3 protein-coding genes are annotated in these 1807 nt (G+C 36.9%); all 3 read right to left on the bottom strand.

The genetic code is table 11. From position 1 onward, the window contains the following. On the bottom strand, window positions 1-197 hold a 197-nt coding region (locus HMPREF1019_RS09630; protein WP_009295557.1), incomplete at its 3' end, for an SU10 major capsid protein. 130 nt (window positions 198-327) lie between these two features. Next, a complete protein-coding gene (locus HMPREF1019_RS10235) occupies window positions 328-801 on the bottom strand; it encodes a hypothetical protein (RefSeq protein WP_009295556.1) in 474 nt (157 codons plus the stop codon). Window positions 802-1094: 293 nt separating this feature from the next. Then, a partial coding sequence (locus HMPREF1019_RS10230; protein ID WP_009295555.1) for a hypothetical protein occupies window positions 1095-1807 on the bottom strand: 713 nt, incomplete at its 5' end.

The raw sequence follows: 1807 nt of genomic DNA, 5'->3' as shown, positions 1-1807 counted from the left end.
AGCTGTGCGTTTTTCTTTGGGGCAGCTAAGCTGTCAGTTAGCCAAGAGTGCTCTATACCTTTAACACTTGAAGTGCCAATAAGTTTAAGTATAGGCGTCTCGTCAGCACCTATTAAGATTATGTTTTCATAGACTGAGGGCTTTAAGCCTTCACGTTTTGTAGCTGGGGCTTGAAACCCAGTTGTAGTTATTGCCATTTCTTTGCTCCTTTTATGCAATTTAATGGCAATTTATCATTTGTCACTGTGTCAAATCTACCCAATTTTGGCAAAAAGAATATTTTTTTGTTTGATTTGAAAAAGAGAGTAAGCCCTAAAGATAGGGCTTTTAATTATTATCTGAGTTTTTAGTAGATATATAGCTAGTTTTTGCACCTTGACTAATTTTATTTTTAGTTAGCCTATTTACTGCTTTAGCTTTTACTCCGTCGCTTATGTCTTTATTTAGTAGCACTTTCTTAACTAAGCCTACTTTGTCGCTACTATTGTCTATCGTATCAAGTAGCTTAAGCTTTGGGTTTTCAAACTTCATAGGCTCTTTTAAGTTTCTATCAGAATAAAAGGTTATAATGTCGTTAGAGCTGTAAAGGCTGCTATTTGGGATTATCCCACTTTTGGTGGCTTCATCGGTGGGCTTTAAGGTCGAAGTAATTGAGCGGTCGTCGCTCTCCCTTTTAGCCTGACCGATGACGGCTCTAAATCTTACTCCGTCTTTATCTTCCCACTCATAAATATGTCCGCCCCTTTTATCAATAAAAGGCTCTTTATTCTTTTTTAAATAAGCCCTTATATTTTCGCCCAAACTTAAAAGCTCTTGTCTAGTTACATACCCCTCTTTGTTTTCATCATTTAGATGTCTTATGCTTATATGTTTAGCCCCCTTGCTTTTGTCGCCTTTTGCATATTTAGTAGCATCATCTACATCCTCTAAATCTTTATAAACTGGCGTTGAGAATTTGCCGTTATATGTAACATTATAAATGCCTCTTTTTTCTTGTTTGGCAAGCTTATCTACTCCTGCATTATCTACTATCTTTTTTACCTCTTCGCTTGGCTTTTTTGATATGCTTAGTATCTTATTGTAAAGCTCAGGACTTACTTTTTTACCCCCTCGGCTGTTATCTTTGATCCAAACAATGCATATATAAAACCTTTTGCAAACTCTTCAGGGCTAACGTTGCCATTTTCATCAGCTCCATTTGCTGTGCCACCAAGTAAGCCACTTGCTATATGTGGGCTTGCGTTTATTGTTTTAGTATTTTTGTCTTTTTGTGATATAATGCTTTCATCAGCTGACGAACGTGCATTTGCACCAGTCGCCCCTGCTGGCATAGTATCAGTGTGTAAGGGGATGTGGGCGTCCTTACCGTCAGCCTTTATTTTATCCGTATTCATCCTGCGTCTATTTGCGTGAATTATTTTATTTTCACTTTTATTTACCACAATATCCTTTATTTTTGTGCCATCTTTTTTACCAAGATAAACACTATTTTCGCTTTTTCCAGCCTTTATAGTATTTGGTTCATCAAGCACATAATCAATTAGTTCTTTAACTGCTCTTTTGTTCTCAAACATTTCAGGGTGTTTTGCGTGAAGCCACGCTAAAGAAGTTGATATTTTTTCGCCCAGATCAGTCTTGCCTTGAAGCTCTTTACTTAGCTCAAATTTAGCTTCATCCATAAAAGTAAGTTTGCCACCATTTTTTACTACAAACCCATCCCCTTTTATCTCTCCAGCTTGAGCCTCTTCTCTTAACGCCTTTACCTCGTTTTTAAAAGCTTCTAATAGTTTAGTTGAGTTTTCTGGTT

Origin of the sequence: Campylobacter sp. 10_1_50 (genome assembly GCF_000238755.1) — a bacterium.
Classification (GTDB): Bacteria; Campylobacterota; Campylobacteria; order Campylobacterales; family Campylobacteraceae; genus Campylobacter_A; species Campylobacter_A concisus_R.
The sequence above is the reverse complement of the archived record's forward strand: the minus strand, read 5'-3'. Positions and strand labels throughout refer to the sequence as shown.